Annotated in this window: 15 protein-coding genes and 1 tRNA gene; 5 read left to right on the top strand and 11 right to left on the bottom strand. The window is 61.6% G+C overall.

Translation table 11 applies throughout. The features are described from left to right. Nucleotides 1–14: 14 nt before the first annotated feature. From K8B33_RS02555 to K8B33_RS02545, 3 genes are all read right to left on the bottom strand, one after another. Nucleotides 15–704, bottom strand: coding sequence for an RluA family pseudouridine synthase (locus tag K8B33_RS02555; RefSeq protein WP_223422951.1), 690 nt, complete (start codon nt 702–704; stop codon nt 15–17). Further along, nucleotides 694–3,138 (bottom strand): endopeptidase La, encoded by a 2,445-nt coding sequence (lon, locus tag K8B33_RS02550; protein ID WP_223422949.1) that lies wholly within the window; start codon nt 3,136–3,138, stop codon nt 694–696. Before lon ends, K8B33_RS02555 begins: the two co-directional genes overlap by 11 nt. A 99-nt stretch (nt 3,139–3,237) precedes the next feature. Then, entirely contained in the window at nt 3,238–3,858 is a 621-nt protein-coding gene (locus tag K8B33_RS02545) for a class I SAM-dependent methyltransferase (RefSeq protein WP_223422947.1), read from the bottom strand. Nucleotides 3,859–4,011: 153 nt separating this feature from the next. On the opposite strand from K8B33_RS02545, the gene K8B33_RS02540 reads away from it, so the two are divergent. Continuing rightward, nucleotides 4,012–5,277 carry an ABC1 kinase family protein gene (locus K8B33_RS02540; RefSeq protein WP_223422945.1) on the top strand — a complete coding sequence of 422 codons (1,266 nt, stop codon included), beginning with the start codon at nt 4,012–4,014 and terminating at the stop codon, nt 5,275–5,277. A gap of 1 nt (nt 5,278) precedes the next feature. Here the strand turns inward: K8B33_RS02540 and K8B33_RS02535 are convergent, their stop codons facing one another. Together K8B33_RS02535 and K8B33_RS02530 are read right to left on the bottom strand one after the other, a co-directional pair. Further along, complete coding sequence (locus K8B33_RS02535; protein ID WP_223422943.1) at nt 5,279–6,289, bottom strand: alpha/beta fold hydrolase; 1,011 nt, start codon at nt 6,287–6,289, stop codon at nt 5,279–5,281. 627 nt (nt 6,290–6,916) lie between these two features. Continuing rightward, nucleotides 6,917–6,993, bottom strand: a tRNA-Pro gene (locus K8B33_RS02530). A gap of 62 nt (nt 6,994–7,055) precedes the next feature. On the opposite strand from K8B33_RS02530, the gene K8B33_RS02525 reads away from it, so the two are divergent. Beyond that, on the top strand, nt 7,056–8,231 hold the full coding sequence (locus K8B33_RS02525) for a methyltransferase (RefSeq protein WP_223422941.1): 1,176 nt from the start codon (nt 7,056–7,058) through the stop codon (nt 8,229–8,231). Nucleotides 8,232–8,260: 29 nt separating this feature from the next. Here the strand turns inward: K8B33_RS02525 and mtnC are convergent, their stop codons facing one another. The 5 genes from mtnC to K8B33_RS02500 are packed head-to-tail and all read right to left on the bottom strand — an operon-like array spanning nt 8,261 to nt 11,704. Continuing rightward, entirely contained in the window at nt 8,261–8,941 is a 681-nt protein-coding gene (gene mtnC / locus K8B33_RS02520; RefSeq protein ID WP_223422939.1) for an acireductone synthase, read from the bottom strand. Next, nucleotides 8,938–9,483: a 1,2-dihydroxy-3-keto-5-methylthiopentene dioxygenase gene (locus tag K8B33_RS02515; RefSeq protein ID WP_223422937.1), complete on the bottom strand. Its 546-nt coding sequence runs from the start codon at nt 9,481–9,483 to the stop codon at nt 8,938–8,940. The genes mtnC and K8B33_RS02515 overlap by 4 nt, the downstream gene beginning before the upstream one ends. Before the next feature lie 24 nt (nt 9,484–9,507). After that, nucleotides 9,508–10,176 (bottom strand): methylthioribulose 1-phosphate dehydratase, encoded by a 669-nt coding sequence (locus K8B33_RS02510; protein ID WP_223422934.1) that lies wholly within the window; start codon nt 10,174–10,176, stop codon nt 9,508–9,510. Next, nucleotides 10,173–11,213: an S-methyl-5-thioribose-1-phosphate isomerase gene (mtnA, locus tag K8B33_RS02505; RefSeq protein WP_223422932.1), complete on the bottom strand. Its 1,041-nt coding sequence runs from the start codon at nt 11,211–11,213 to the stop codon at nt 10,173–10,175. Before mtnA ends, K8B33_RS02510 begins: the two co-directional genes overlap by 4 nt. A gap of 23 nt (nt 11,214–11,236) precedes the next feature. Beyond that, nucleotides 11,237–11,704: a PGPGW domain-containing protein gene (locus tag K8B33_RS02500; RefSeq protein WP_223422930.1), complete on the bottom strand. Its 468-nt coding sequence runs from the start codon at nt 11,702–11,704 to the stop codon at nt 11,237–11,239. Nucleotides 11,705–11,892: 188 nt separating this feature from the next. Between K8B33_RS02500 and K8B33_RS02495 the strand changes: the two genes are divergently transcribed. Both K8B33_RS02495 and K8B33_RS02490 read left to right on the top strand, forming a co-directional pair. Further along, complete coding sequence (locus K8B33_RS02495; RefSeq protein ID WP_223422928.1) at nt 11,893–12,351, top strand: DUF2489 domain-containing protein; 459 nt, start codon at nt 11,893–11,895, stop codon at nt 12,349–12,351. Nucleotides 12,352–12,482: 131 nt separating this feature from the next. Beyond that, nucleotides 12,483–13,157 carry a hypothetical protein gene (locus tag K8B33_RS02490; RefSeq protein WP_223422925.1) on the top strand — a complete coding sequence of 225 codons (675 nt, stop codon included), beginning with the start codon at nt 12,483–12,485 and terminating at the stop codon, nt 13,155–13,157. Between the two features lie 61 nt (nt 13,158–13,218). Here K8B33_RS02490 and K8B33_RS02485 read toward each other — a convergent pair whose 3' ends face one another. Continuing rightward, nucleotides 13,219–13,797, bottom strand: coding sequence for a hypothetical protein (locus K8B33_RS02485; RefSeq protein WP_223422923.1), 579 nt, complete (start codon nt 13,795–13,797; stop codon nt 13,219–13,221). 175 nt (nt 13,798–13,972) lie between these two features. On the opposite strand from K8B33_RS02485, the gene K8B33_RS02480 reads away from it, so the two are divergent. Further along, nucleotides 13,973–14,893: a 5'-nucleotidase gene (locus K8B33_RS02480; RefSeq protein ID WP_223422921.1), complete on the top strand. Its 921-nt coding sequence runs from the start codon at nt 13,973–13,975 to the stop codon at nt 14,891–14,893. Nucleotides 14,894–14,900 lie beyond the last annotated feature (7 nt).

Genomic DNA, 14,900 nt, shown 5'->3' with positions numbered 1-14,900 from the left:
GCAAGGAGGCTTGCTCAGAACGGCGCCGGTGAACTGAAGTGCAGCCACTCGCCGCTGGCCGGATGATGAAAGCCGAGCTTGCTGGCATGCAGATGCAGGCGCGGGCTGCGCGCCAGGACATCCGGCGGTGCATAGAGATCGCAGCCAAGGATGGCGTGACCGATTTCCTTCAGGTGAATGCGTAACTGGTGCGAGCGGCCGGTGACCGGCCGTAACAACAGGCGGCTGCGATGTTCCCCGGCATCGCGGCTGATTACCGTGTAGCGCGTCAGCGCCTGCTTGCCGCGCTCATGACAGATACGTTGCCGCGGCCGGTTGGCCCAGTCCGGCGCGATGGGGAGCGTAATCTCGCCCTGGTCTGCGTCCGGCAGGCCGTCAACATCCGCAATATATTCCTTTTCCACCTGTCGCTCCGCGAACGCTTTGTTGAGCACGCGCTGCGCTGCAATACCCACGGCAAACACCATCAGCCCGGAGGTATCCAGATCCAGACGATGTACCACCCGCGTCTCGGGTTCATCCTGTAACAGCCGATGGGCCGCCGAATCCCGATTTTCCGGGCCGCGACCGGGCACCGACAACAGAAAGGCCGGCTTTTCCACAACAATGCAGTGCGCATCCCGGTGCCGCACAATCAGGGGCTCGTGACACGCCGGTACGATGAAGTAGGGCGGTGCGTCCGGGGGCGGGGCCTCAGGCGTCATGTTTGCCAAACACCGCGTCATGCACATCGTTGTAGTGGCTGGCGAAGTGCACGGTAATCTTGTCGCGCAAATAATCCGGCAGTTCACTGTAATCACTGCGGTTGGCTTCCGGCAGGACCAGTTCCCGAATGCCGACGCGCCGTGCTGCAATGACTTTTTCCCGGATGCCGCCCACCGCGAGGACTTGCCCGGTGAGTGTCAGCTCGCCGGTCATTGCAATCTTGCGTTTGAGCGGCTTGTTACAGGCCAGCGACAGCAGGGCAGTGGCCATGGTGACACCGGCGCTGGGGCCATCCTTGGGCGTTGCCCCTTCCGGCACATGCAGATGCAGTGAGGCATCCTTGAACCAGTCAGGATCACCGCCGAAGTCGCTGATATGGCTGCTGACGAAGCTGTAGGCAATCTCACTGGATTCCCGCATCACATCCCCAAGCTGGCCGGTCTGGCGGAAGCCGCGGCTGTGATCATGAATCCGGCTGGCTTCCACCGACAGGGTGGCGCCGCCCATGGAGGTCCAGGCGAGGCCGGTGACCACGCCGACGCCACGTTGCGGCTTTTCGGCACGGAAGTGCGGCATGCCGAGAAAGGCCTCCAGGTTCTTGCCGCTAATGGCGATGCGGCGCTCGCCTTCCAGCAATTTCACCGTGGCCTTGCGCACGATCTTGTTGAGCTGCTTTTCCAGGTTGCGCACACCCGCCTCCCGGGCATAGCCCTCGATGACCTGACGCAGCGCTGCATCGGAAATGCTCAGCTGGTTCTTCTTGAGACCGGCGCGCTCCAGCGCACGGGGCCACAAATGCTGGCGCGCGATCAGCACCTTTTCATCGGTGATATACCCGGCCAGGCGGATGACTTCCATCCGGTCCAGCAACGGCGCCGGGATGGAATCCAGCGTGTTGGCGGTACAGATGAACAGCACCCGCGACAGGTCCATGCGCAGATCCAGATAGTGATCCAGAAACTGATGGTTCTGTTCCGGGTCCAGCACTTCCAGCAGAGCCGAAGCCGGATCGCCCTGGAAGGATTGCCCGAGCTTGTCGACTTCGTCCAGCATGATCACCGGATTGCTGCTGCCGCTGTCCTTCAAGGCCTGGGCCAGTTTGCCGGGCAGGGCGCCGATATAGGTGCGCCGGTGGCCCTTGATCTCTGCTTCATCACGCATGCCACCCAGGCTCAGGCGGTAGAACTGACGCCCCAGGGATTCCGCGATGGCGCGGCCGATGCTGGTCTTGCCCACGCCGGGAGGGCCGACCAGCAAAACGATAGCGCCACGCACTTCGCCGCGCATGGCACCGACGGCGAGAAATTCGATGATGCGGTCCTTGATGTCCGCCAGGCCGGCATGATGTGTTTCCAGCACCTCGCGGGCGTGCCCCAGATCCAGATTGTCCGGCGTGTAGTGCCCCCAGGGAATCTGGGTCAGCCAGTCGAGATAGTTCCGCGTGACGCCATACTCCGGCGAGCCGGTTTCGAGGATGGATAATTTGCGCAGTTCATCCTCGAACCGCGTCGCGACAGCATCGGGGAGTGTCAGAGGCTTCGTGCGTTCCCGAAAGGCTTCAATGTCGGCGGTGCGGTCGTCCTTGGCCAGACCCAGCTCTTTCTGAATGATCTTGAGCTGCTCGCGCAGGAAAAACTGGCGCTGCTGGTTGCTGATCTTCTCGTTGACCTGTTCGTTGATGCTGCCCTGCAGTCGTGCGACTTCGACTTCTTTCTTCAGCAGCACCAGCACTTTTTCCATGCGCTTGAGCAGCGGAATGGTATCCAGCACGGTTTGCAGTTCATCGCCGCTCGCAGTGGTCAGCGCCGCCGCGAAATCGGTCAGCGGCGAGGGCTCCCGGGGGCTGAAGTTCTGCAAGTAGGCTTTCAGGCCCTCGTTATACAGCGGATTCAGGGGCAGCAATTCCTTGATGGTGTTGATGATCGCCAGCGCATAGGCCTTGACGTCATCCCGCTTGGCCTCCGCCGGGTCGGCCTCGGGATATTCCACCTCCACCAGGTAGGGCGCCTTGCGGCTGAGCCAGCCGGTGATGCGGAAGCGCGAGATGCCTTGCACCATCAATTGCAGGGTGCCGTCTTCGGAGGCGGCATTATGGATGCGCACCAGGCAACCGTACTCTGGCAGATTGTCGGGCAGCTTCCCGGAAAGGTCATCCGGCTCGGCGGACACCTGCTCGCCGTCACCGGTATAGATCAGCCCCAACGCATGGTGGGGTGTCTGGCTGACACGCTCTACCGTGCCCTGCCAGGCCTCCTGCGGAAACAGCACAGGCTGTACCAGGCCGGGCATGAAAGGGCGCTGGTGGACCGGCAGCAGGTAAATGCGCTGCGGGCGTGCCTGGTCCGGCACGATCAGGGAATGCGATGGGGAGGCGTCGGTGTGATGGTTGCCATTACCGTTGTTGCTGTCCTGAGTCTCGTCGTCTTCGCGCATGCGTGTTATCCATACCGGGGATATGTACCGACAGAGATGGCGATTGCGTGACAGAATTCAAGAGCAGGGCAGCGCAGTCAACTGCTGCACGAGGACAGATTACCCGGCCTCGATGATCAGCAGATCGGCACTGGCGGGCTTGGGATTGGCCGTACGCCGCTCGATCACTCGGGCATTGAGCTTTTCCTGGCACAGCTCGGCCAGCGCATAGAAGGGCGCCCGGCCGGGATCGGCAATGATGATGCGCTGCACACCCGCCTTGAGCGCCCGGCGAATCAGCTTGAAGAGCACCGGGGTCAACTCATCCCAGAAGCAGATGTCGGCGCCCGTGATGGTCTCCACGCCCTGGAGTTTCCTGCTCGTCAGCTTTTCGAAGCGGCAGCGTAGCGGTGTGATGTCAACGCAGTTGAGTGCCGCGTGCAGGGTGAGGTAGGGCAGGACATCGGGATCGGCATCTACCCCGGTGACCTGCACATCGAGGCGTTTGGCAGCGTAGATGCCGAGAATGCCCCAGCCGCATCCGATATCCATCAGATGGCTGCCCTTTGCCGGCGGTTTGCGCTTGAGATAATCCATCACCACATAGCTGGAATTCCACACCTTGTGGCCGTGAATCGATGGCGTATGGCTGGCTTTCTTGAGGCGCCGTATTTCCTTGTGTCCGTTCTGCAGAATGGTAATGCCCCGGGTCTTGATCTCATGGGTCTTTCTGGCCGCCATGCGGGGCTCCCTGTCAGAAGTGGACTACGAGTGTGTTCATGAAAATGAGAACCTTACGAACTCGACAGGCATTGTTCAACCGGAATCTGGTGCAATGTGTTTTTCTGACCTGCATGCCATAATGCGCGGGCTTTACATCGCGGGGAGCACCACTTGGGCGGATTGAGAGACAACGTCATCCTTGGCAGGCAGGCAGTCAGCAGCCTGTTCGCCGGACGTGGCCGCTATGTGCGTGCGCTGACCACCTTGGCTGAAGTATTGGCGATCTATGGGCGCGGCAAGGCCTCAGGCTCTCACGATCTGATGGACCAGCATGCCCGCGCCGCTGAACGTGTGGCGCGCCTGTGTCGTCATAATGGTGCAACATGGGTCAAGGCGGCGCAGTTTTTCAGTTGCCGACCGGACATATTGCCGCAGCCTTACATTGATGCGCTGGCGCCGTTCCAGAACGAAGCCCCTGCACTGCATTTCGATCAACTCAAGCCGGTACTGATTGCCGCATTCGGCAAGGACTGGACGCAGCGCTTCACCGCATTTGATCTGGTGCCAGCGGCCACCGCCTCGATTGCCCAGGTCCATCGCGCCACGCTGGTCAGCGGCGAAGACGTGGCAGTGAAGATCCGCATGCCGGATGTCGCCAGACTGTTTGAACAGGACAGCCGGATATTTCGTTTGCTGGCGCGGCTGCTGGCGCCACTGGTGCGAGAGCTGGATGTGGTGCAGATTACCGAACAGCTGTTGACGATGACCGCAACGGAACTGGATTTTCGCAATGAGGCGGAAAACCTGCGCCGGTTTGCGCGACAGCCGCACCCGCCGGGCATTGCCGTGCCGCCTTTGTTTGACGCCCTCAGCGGTGAACAAGTCCTCGTCACTGGCTGGGTGCCCGGGCATCGTCTGCGCGAGTACCTTGACGCGCATCCGGAGCAGGCGGCACCGCTACTGAATCGCCTGTTCGCCAGCTACTTGCAACAAGTGACCCGCTTCGGCATCTATCAGGCGGACCCGCATCCCGGCAACTTTATCGTCGACGAAGCGGGCTGTATCACCATTCTGGATTACGGCGTAATCGGTCGGCTGACACCGGATGAAGTACGGCGCTATTCACGACTTCTCTACGGGCTGATGGGGTTCGAAGGAGACGTCGACGCGGCTGAACTGTTTCGCCAGGCCGGGTTCGTGGGCGGCAACGCGCAAACCCTGCAAGCGTTATCGCAGTATGTCCTGACCGACAAGCTCAAGAACGAGCATCCGGTTCAGGCGGTGCAGGCCCTGCTGGATGCATTACGTGCTGAAAAGATACAGATACCGGATTCGTATATCGGTATTTCCCGTGTCCTCATCACACTGGGCGGCTTCCTGATGGCCTACAAGGTGCCCTTCGACTGGACGCCGCCGGAGCGGCGCGCCGTCGGCTGATTTACTGACGCTCTGCCATGCTCTCTTCAGCAAGACCCTCTTGCTGCAACCAGAATGCACCCAGCGCCATGGCTGTATCACGCGGCGCCTCCACCATCGGCGCATGGCCGATACCCGGCAGCATGATTTTCCGGCTGTTTGGCAAGTACTCGATAAAGCGGTCGGCATTCTCATTGCTCAGCAACCGATCCTGATCTCCCCAGATCACCAGCGCCGGATTGTTGATGCTCGCCAGCACGGCGCCATCGTCTTCTCCGCGTGCCATGGCAGGGTCTTCACCCAGGTCCGCCCAGACCTTGTCCATCCGCGCCGCATTGGCCGCTTTCTTCTCACCCATGACCCGCACGAAGAAATCCGGCAGCCAGGGCGGCTCCGCCATGGCCCACTTCAGCGTCTCCCGGAAATCCGCCACATCCCGGGGAATCAACGGATTACCGCCGTCGGATATCAACGCCAGGAATTCAGGCGTTTGCAGGGTGAGCCCCGCCGCATTGACGAGACCCAGTGTGCGCACACGCGTCGGCGCCAGACGCGCCATTTCCAGACTGATGGCGCCGCCCATGGAGTTGCCGGCCACATGAAACGCCTCAACGTCCAATGCGGACATCAGGCTCAGCAGTCGCCGCGCTTGTGCCTCAAGGCGGTAATCGGTGTCCGTATCACCGCTGCTGGCGCCATGCCCGGGCAGATCCGGTACGACGAAAAGAAAGTCGTGCTTGAGCTCGATAATCATCCGCAGCCAGTTGCTGCTGTCGGCGCCGAAGCCGTGCACCAGCAACACCACCGGACGTTGATCGGTATCCCGATTGCTGTGAAAGCCCTTGGTCGCCAGATAGTGCCAGTCTACGGCAGCATCATCGGTACGGGCCGGCAGGGTCAGTGTATGCCCGGCCAACTGCGCCCGGCTGGTCTCGGCCCGCAGGCCGGTATCGTAGGCAATCTGTGCCAGGTTGCCACAGCCGCTCAGCAGGGTGGTGGTGGTGGCAACAAGTAGCAATAGTGATCGAATCATGATGTTCCCCCCTTGAGGACAGGTGCGAGCATACACCTGTTCTTGTGGTCTTAAAAAACTCATCGCGGATTGAGTGTGGGGCTCTTTTGCAGGTGGGTCACCCTCCAGCGAGTACGCGTTGAGCCGGGGTATGCCCTTCCGGGACCGCTCAAGCCGTCCCTGGTCGCTCGCGCTTTGGCCATCCCTGGCCAAAGAGGTCCCTCCAGGGCATACCCCGACTCAACGCTGGCAGGAAATTCTGAGTTCGGTGGTTTGCCTCAACTTTCTGTAGGAACAAAACCGGCAGTTGGCTTCGAGTTTATTAGTCAGGCTGAGCGTGGCGGCCCTCGGGGGGCGGGAAAGGTTTTCAGGACTGTTTGAGGCAGGATGCCGAAACCAAGCCCCCAGGGGTGAGACAAGCGTGTTGCGACGCATGCGTCGCGCGCAGTCGAACGCACGGCATCTGTGATGGCGGGCCGGACCCGGAGGGGGGGGGGCAACGGCGTGTTCTGAAAACCTTTCCCGCCCCCCGAGGGCCACAACCACCAAACCCACCCAGAATGGCAAACGCCCGAACGAATAACCAGGCACAAAAAAGACCGCACGAGGCGGCCTTTTGTGTCTGCCCCGGGAAGGCAGATGTATATCTGGTCGGAGTAGCAGGATTCGAACCTGCGACCCCTACGTCCCGAACGTAGTGCTCTACCAGGCTGAGCTATACTCCGAAGCGGTGGGCATTCTATCAATATTTACGTCGATTGCCAGCCTTTCTGTATAATCCGCCGCCATGACACAGCCCCCCGTTGATACCCGGTTCGAACACCCGCTGGCCCGCCTCACGCTGCGCCGCTACCCGCGCCTGCGCAATGAAACACTGCGCGCCTGGGACGGCGCCGACCTCTACCTGCTGGACGAGTACAGCAATCTCGGCGCGGCCGCGTCAGGCGCGCCGCTGGTACTCAATGACCAGTGCGGGGCGCTAGCGCTGTCTTTGCGCGCTGCCTCGAGACCGGAGCAGGATGGCGGCGACGTCTACAGCAGCGGAGACTCCTGGCTGGCGCGGGCCGCCTTGCAGGCCAACGCCAGGGACAATGAGATGGATCTCCCCGATGACCGCTGGCGCTGGCCGCTGGAGGCATGGCCGGAGACCCCATCGGTGGTCCTGATTCGCGTGCCCAAGCAGATGGCGTTATTGGAAGCACAGCTCAGTCGGCTGGGCAGTATGGCACCGGGGACGCCCGTATTACTGGCCTGGATGGACAAGCATCTGCCGGGTGGGCTGGTCGACCGGGTGCGGCATTATCTGGGCCCGCTGACCCTGCTGCGCGGTCGCCACAAGGCGCATGGATTACGTGCCGAAGTGCCGGCGCATCCGGTGCCAAAGGCGTCGTATCCGACTCGTGTGGCCGTGCGGGAGCAGGACTGGTCGTTGACGGTGCATGCCGGGGTGTTTGCCCAGCAGCAGCTGGATATCGGAGCCCGGTTGTTCATGGCCTCGGTGCCTCGCGGGGTTACCGGGCCGATTGCGGACCTGGGCTGTGGCAACGGGGTGATTGGTATGACCGCCGCGCAGCGCAATCCCGGGGTGCCCGTGACGTTCTGTGATGAGTCCTGGCTTGCCGTGGAAAGTGCCCGCGACAATATGCAGCGATATCTGCCTGAGGAAACGGCTCACTTTCATCTGGGTAACGGGCTGTCCGGTTTGGCTGAGGGGCCTGAGCGCTTTGCGCTGATCCTGCTGAATCCGCCGTTTCACCGCGGGCATGCGGTGGACGATCGCGTGGCCAGAATGCTGTTTCGGCAGGCTGCGCAGCGGTTGCTGCCGGGTGGGGTGTTGCAGGTGATCGGTAACCGGCACCTGCGTTACGACAGCATCCTGCAGCGGCATTTCGCGCAAGTGCGGCAGATCGGCGGCGATAGTCGTTTCGTGATACTCGCCGCCAGTGATCCGAAGCCTGTCTGAATCAGGGTTCAGAGGTCAGGGTTCAGACGTCAGAGTGCGATATCGCTGAAGCTGATAACGCGGGGGTGAGCGCTCTGGTCGCGCAAGGTATTGTCGCGATCCAGCAGTGTGGTGCGCATGCCGGCAGCGCGCGCTGCGTCCAACTCGGCGGGGATATCTGACAGGAACAGCGTCAGCTCGGCCGGGATGCCGATGGCTTCGGCAATCTTGCGGTAGCTGTCTGCGTCCTGTTTCGGACCGGTGGTGGTATCGAAGTAGCCCGTGAACAACGGGGTCAGATCGCCAGCCTCGCTGTAGCCAAAGAACAGCTTCTGCGCGGCAATCGAGCCGGACGAGTACACATGCAGGGCGATGCCTTGCTGGTGCCAGCGCCGCAACACGTCAGCCACGTCCGGGTAGACGTGGGCCTGATAGTCACCGTTTTCATAGCCTTGTCGCCAGACCATACCCTGAAGTGCCTTGAGCGGGGTGGCCTTGCGATCCTCGACAATCCACTGCTGCAGAATGCGGTTGGCCGCTTCCGGGCTTTCTATCGGCGTATTGGTCAGGGCGGCCAGCGCATCAATCTGCGTTTTCACCGCTGAGTGCTGCCAGTGCGTAGCGAGAAAGCCGGGCAGTTTGTCTGCGGCGTAGGGAAACAGCACATCCTTGACGAAGGAGATGCTGCTGGTGGTCCCTTCGATGTCTGTGACGATGGCTCGAATGGTCAATTTTCCAGCCTCGGAAACTGGCTGGCGATATCGCTGCCGGTAAAGTTGGCGACCCAGCCGTCCGGGTTATTGAACAAGCGGATGGCAATGAAAGAGGGGTTGGGGCCCATATCGAACCAGTGGGGCGTGTTGGCAGGTACGGAAATCAGATCGCCCTGTTCGCACAGCACCTCGTAAACCTTGTCGTCGATATGCAGGCTGAAGAGGCCGCTGCCGGCGACAAAGAAGCGCACTTCATCTTCGCTGTGCCGATGTTCGTCCAGAAACTTCTGCCGCAGGGTAGCCTTGTCCGGGTGGTCTGCATTGAGGCTGATGACATCGACGGTCTGATAACCCTGCTCTGAAATCAGGCGGTCGATATCAGCACGATATGCCTCAATAACCTCGTCCTGGCTGGCACCGGGCGCGAGCGGCTGATCGGTTTTCCAGCGCTCGAAGAGCACCCCGGCTGTGGCCAGAATGCCGGCAATATCCGCATGGTCATTGCTTTCCTGCTGCGGTGTGTCGGGGGACTGGTCAGCGTAGACGCGTATCCGGCTCATAAAGAATTCTCGCTTTGGTGTGTGTTACGTTCTGGTGCCCAGCATACGTCGCTGGACGGTCACCGAAAACAGAAACTCCAGCGCTTCAAGTTGACGATAACAGGCTGCCATGGAGTCCGCCCAGGTGTACACCCCGTGCCCGCGGATCAGGTAGGCGTGTGTGATGCGTCCCGCGTCCATGGCCGCATCGACCTCAGCGGCCAGTGCATCGATATCCTGGGTGTTATCGAACACCGGGATTTCAAGGCGGCTTTCGTGAGTCGTGATGCCGGTGAACGCCTTGAGCAGTTCATAGCCTTCCAGTACCAGCGTGGCCTCCTGCGGGTAGTGCATGGTCAGCACCGTACTGGCGGGGGAGTGCGTGTGCAGCACGGCGGCCGCGCCTGGCAAGCGCCGGTAAAGTTGCGTGTGCAGCCCGGTTTCCGCGGAGGGCTTACCCTCGCTGGCTGGTGTGCCATCCATGCCGACGACCATGATGTCCGCTTCGGTCAACAGGCCCTTGTCGCGCCCGGAAACGGTCACGGCGCAGAAGCGATCGTTGAGGCGCATGGAATAGTTGCTGCTGGTAGCCGGTGACCAGCCATGGTCGTAAATACGCACGCCGGTGGCCGCGATGCTGCGCGCGGCGGCGCGAAAATCACTGGAGGACCAGGGGCGGGCAGGGCTGCCGTGAGGATTGCCGGGGGCTGTCATGCAGAAACCTCATTGAGATGAGCCGCCATTTTATCAGCGTCAGGGCGGTGTATCACGCCGCGTTCGGTGACAATGGCGGTGATCAGCGCGGCCGGCGTGACATCAAATGCCGGGTTGGCAACGTGGACGTCCGCCGGCGCAATGATATTGCCCTGCAGGCCGCGCACTTCGTTGCCCGGGCGTTCCTCGATCTCGATGGCCGCGCCGGATGCCAGCTGGGGATCAATCGTTGACAGGGGTGCCGCGACGATAAAGGGCAGGCCATGATGGCGCGCCAGTACGGCCAGTGAATAGGTGCCGATCTTGTTGGCGGTATCACCGTTGGCCGTGATGCGGTCGGCACCGACAATCACCGCCTGAACGCGCCCCTGTTGCATCAGGTGGCCGGCCGCGCTGTCCACGACCAGGGTGACCGGAATCTGTTCCTGCATCAGTTCCCAGCTGGTCAGGCGGCTGCCTTGCATCCAGGGGCGTGTTTCCCCGGCGTAGACGCCACTGATCCGTCCTGCTGCCCAGGCCGAGCGAATCACTCCCAATGCGGTGCCGTGACCGCCGGTGGCGAGGGCGCCGGTATTGCAATGGGTGTAAATGCAGCCCCCTTCCGGTAACAGCGGCACGCCAAAGTCGGCCAGGCGCCGGTTCATCGCCTGATCTGCGGTATGAATGTCGCAGGCGCACTGCTCCAGCGCGGCGATCAGGGGCTGGCCCTGGAGGGTTGCGGCGTTCTCTTGCATGCGACGCAGGGCCCAGAACAGATTGACGGCCGTGGGGCGGCTGGCCGCAAGCACGGCAAAGGCGTCGGCCAGGGTCGCAGCGCTGGCAGCAGCATCGAGACGGCGCGCCTCAAGGACCACGCCGTAGGCGGCAGCAATCCCGATTGCCGGGGCGCCGCGCACCACCATGTCGCGAATGGCCTCGGCGACTTCAGCGGCGGTGTGCAGCGTAATCCAGTGGGTCTGGCCAGGCAGCAGGCGCTGATCGAGCAGCGAAAGAGCGTTGCCGTGCCAGCGGATGGCGGGGCTCGTGATGTCAGGCATGCGTTTTCTCCCGCTGCAGTGGGTCAGCGTTCGCGTTCATCGTCAGAAAGTTCGGGGGCAGGGTAGACAAGCGGGGTACGCTTATACCGACGGCGTATCCAGTTGATGCTGTCATAGACCGCGCGACGGCGGATGATAGCGCGTTCCAGACGGTATTTCCCGGGGAATGTACTGACGCCGAGCCCCAGCAGAATGGTCAACAGGCCTTGCCCCGGCAGGAACAGCAGTATCAACCCCAACAGCACGAGTGTCAGCCCCAGCAGGTTGCGCGCCACCCAGATCAGTGAATGCATCAGCGTGCTGCGCAGGCGCGGTTTGCGCGGCGCCACGAAATAATCCGCCGGCATGTGGATGATCAGCCAGGGGATCAGCACCATAGATGCCAGACCCAGCGCAATGCCGCTACCGACCAGCCAGGGCGTCCAGGCCGAGACTGTGTCCCACAGGCCCTGCGGCACTGCTTGCAACGCCGCCGGCGGTGATGTGTTCAAAAGGGTTGCTCCTGTCCAGTCAAATGCCGCGTATCTCGGGCAGAGGCAATCATGACAGCGCTGTACCTGTCTTAACAATACGTCTTCACAGCACCCAGCCATTGTTAACGGTATGGATGTCGAGCGATTATTCGATGACCGGCGCCATCACGGAACAACCCGACACCATCACGGAACAAGGAGACACGATGCACTGGATTCTGTTTGCCCTCGCTATCATCCTCGCACTGGCCGCTTACGCACTGTGGCTGTGGCGACGGGTCTGGCAGCGGGCCCGCGCCGATGAACAGCGGCGCCATGCCGGGCAGGACGCGTTGCTGGATCAGATGGAGATCATGTGCCGTGCGGTGCTCCAGCAGCAGATGAATCTCACCGAGGGCGCATTACGCCTGGCATCGTTGCTCGACAAACTGAGAGAGCGCCCGCCGCACCCGCTGGACCTGGGACCGATCCATCAACTGGCGGACAGCGCAGCTGCCTTTGCCATCGGTGCCGAGCGTGACGCACTGCCCCGGGAGGAGCGGCGGCGGCAGGACAGCGCACGGCAAGCATTGGAAGCAGAACAGGAAGAGGCGGTCGTTGCTTCCGTCACTCGCTTGTTGGCGGCGTTGCCCGAATGGCGTCTGCACAGGCAGTTGGGTGCCTGAGGCCGCGTTTGCTATGACCCTGCAGACTGGTGGGCCGCATCCTCCGGCCAACGGCGCGCGGGCTTGTCGCTGGGCCGCGCATCCGTGATGGCTTTACAATGCGCGCCCAGACAAGAGATCAGGACTGTTGCATGACCGACTATGCTATCCGGATGGCATTCCCTGCCTCCCCGCGCCTCGAAGAGAATCTGCGTCACTTCATCAGCCAAGCCGACGCCGAGCCGGAAACCGCACACCTTGCGTTGCTGGAAGCCGTGGGTGAGGACTTCGTCAGTGACCTGCTGGCCGCTTTTTTTGACGGGCCTATCGACGCGGTTGGCGCCGAGGGCAGCGTGGTCAGCATGATTCACAAGGGGGTGAAGGTCATCAACAAGGCCGCCAGAGCGTTGCTGCGCAGCTTGCTGGGCAAGACCGGCGTCGCGGAGCAGGGCGCATTGGCCGCGCATTTTCGCAGCCTGATGTGCGAGCAGGAGGGTCAGCTGTATATGGCATTCCCGCTTGACGGCACTGCCGGAGATCAACTGGTCACCACGTTCCGGGATTTTCTGGCAGGCCAGGCAGGTCAGACGCCGAAGCTGGTCGAGAGCCTGAAGGCGGTCTGTGACGGGGCGCTGGTATATTTTCTGGACGCACTGGTTGCCTGTGTACCGCTGAATGCCTTCAATCGCGGCATGGTGGCGACTGCGCGCGGTACGATTCGCAAGGCGGCGTATATGGCGATCGAGAAAGGATTGCCCGCGATGGGGCGTGAGCAGAAGGAACCGGTGGTGCTGCACTTTCAGAACATGCTGTCCGGGGCGGGCTGAACAGGCGCTCGATGCTCCGATAGTCAGGTCTGGCGGCCAGACCTGACTATCGGGCTGGCAGTCATGCCTTTTTCGCTACTGCTTTCTTGCGTGCGGCTGCCTTTTTCTTTGCAGGGGCTTTCTTTGCTGCTGCTTTCTTTGCGGGTGCTTTTTTGGCTGCAGCCTTCTTCGCCGCTTTGGCAGGTGCTTTACCTGCGGCTTTCACTGGCGGTTTGGCCTTCTTCTCGATCTCACGGGCCCGTTTCTCCAGGTCCTTTTCATACTGGCTGATGACCTTGGCCAGGCTGTGAGCTTGCTTGGCTGTGGCCTTCAGCACACGGACTTCGGCTTCGAGCAGCCGCTTGCGGGTCTCGGATTCGCTGACCCGGTGACGCGCATCCTCGACGCTCTTGCGCGCACGATCGAGCTGCTTCTTGAGGTTGGCGTTGGCCTTGTCGCGGTATTCTGACTGGATGTTCTCCAGGTTGCCGAGGTTCTCGCGCTGACGCTGGATTTCCTGGCTGACACGCTCGCGTGCCTTTTCCAGCTGTTGCTCAAGCGATGAGACCTTTTTTTCCCTTTCCTGATCGAAACGCTCTGCGAGCTTGCGGATCTGCGCCTGCAGTTCATCTACGCGATCTTTAACCTTCTTTGCAGCCATGGATGACTCCCTACCTTATCTACGTGGATGACGCGGCGCACGGAGAGGACGCGTCGTAATCACTTTATGCCACAAATCCAGGCTCGACAACACAGTCTATTGTTGTGTTGATGTTCCAGCCGGACCCGCTGAGGTAGACTGCTGTGACGTACATCCTGTCCAGGTGAGGAAGTCCATGCCGGTTAACTTTGATGGCAAGTTGGTTATCGCTACCAGCTCCCGCGCGCTGTTCGATCTGCAGGAGAGCCACCGCGTTTACGAAGAGCAGGGGCTTGAGGCCTATCAGGAGTATCAGGTTGCGCATGAGGATGAGGTGCTCGCGCCCGGCGATGCCTTTCCGCTGGTGCAGAAGCTGCTGGCCATCAACAGCCGTCTGGCGACACCCCGGGTCGAGGTCATCCTGTTATCCCGTAACAGCTCCGACACGGGCCTGAGGGTCTTCAACTCCATCGAACATTACGGGTTGCCGATCATCCGGGCGGCCTTTGCTGGCGGGGCCAGCCCGCACCGCTATGTGTCAGCCTTCGGCGCGCATCTGTTTCTTTCCACCCACGCTGAGGATGTGCGTGGCGCCCTGGATGCCGGGTTCGCCGCCGCCACGATCCTCTCGGGCAATGCCCAGGCTCGGGACGGCGATCAGTTACGCATTGCCTTCGATGGCGACGCCGTGCTGTTCTCGGACGAGTCCGAACGCATCTTCCAGACCGGTGGGCTGGAGGCGTTCACCGCCAATGAAAGACGCAGCGCCCGGGAGCCGCTCTCCGGCGGGCCCTTCAAGGGCTTTCTCCATGCCTTGCATAAATTGCAGCAGGAATTCAGCCAGGACGACTGCCCTATCCGCACGGCGCTGGTCACGGCGCGGTCGGCGCCGACGCATGAACGGGTAGTGCGCACATTACGGGCCTGGGATGTCCGCATCGACGAAAGCCTCTTCCTCGGCGGACTGGACAAGGGGGTGTTTCTGGATAACTTCGGCGCGGACGTGTTCTTTGACGACCAGCAGGGGCATTGTATCTCCGCCGCACGTCATGTTGCGGCGGGCCATGTGCCCCACGGTGTCAGCAATGAAGCACTGAGCAATGAAGGTAAAGGCTGAACTGGTA

Origin of the sequence: Alcanivorax limicola, from assembly GCF_019931215.1 — a bacterium.
GTDB lineage: Bacteria > Pseudomonadota > Gammaproteobacteria > Pseudomonadales > Alcanivoracaceae > Isoalcanivorax > Isoalcanivorax limicola.
The sequence above is the reverse complement of the archived record's forward strand: the minus strand, read 5'-3'. Positions and strand labels throughout refer to the sequence as shown.